General features: G+C 68.3%; 1 protein-coding gene. It reads left to right on the top strand.

Features of this window, described 5'->3' with window-relative positions; translation table 11 throughout:
* The coding region (locus tag EOA24_RS40420; protein ID WP_133375091.1) for an ABC transporter permease at positions 1-562 on the top strand (562 nt) is incomplete at both ends.

The raw sequence follows: 562 nt of genomic DNA, 5'->3' as shown, positions 1-562 counted from the left end.
GTCCAGTACTGGCGCTGGTTCAGCGCGGCGCTTGGCGGCGATTTCGGCACGTCGCTGTCGATGCGTGCGCCGGTCGCGCCCTTCGTGCTGGCAAGCCTCGGCCGCTCGGCGGCCCTTGCCGGCATCATCCTCTTGCTTCTTGTGCCGCTGGGTGTCGGCGCGGGCATCGTCGCCGGCCTCAACCAGGGTCGGCTCACCGATCGGCTGATCGTGCTCGCCGGCGTCTCCTTCGGCATCGTCCCGGATTTTGTCTCCGGCCTGCTCCTGCTCCTGGTCTTCGGCCTGTGGCTGAACTGGCTGCCGATCACGGGTGCCGCGCCTGGCGCGGGCTTCTGGACGAGCGGTTACTATCTCATCCTGCCGGCGCTGCCGCTGGTGCTCAACCTCGCCGGCTATCTGGCGCGCATGACGCGGGCCGGCGTCATCGAGGCTTTGGCTGCCGACTATACGCGCACCGCCATCCTGAAAGGGCTCGATCGCCGGCAGGTCATTATCCGCCACGTGCTGCCCAATGCGCTGACGCCGACCATCGCGGTGCTGGCGACGCAGAGCGGCTACATGC

Origin of the sequence: Mesorhizobium sp. M2A.F.Ca.ET.039.01.1.1, assembly GCF_003998035.1 — a bacterium.
In the GTDB taxonomy this organism is placed as follows: domain Bacteria; phylum Pseudomonadota; class Alphaproteobacteria; order Rhizobiales; family Rhizobiaceae; genus Mesorhizobium.
The sequence above is the reverse complement of the archived record's forward strand: the minus strand, read 5'-3'. Positions and strand labels throughout refer to the sequence as shown.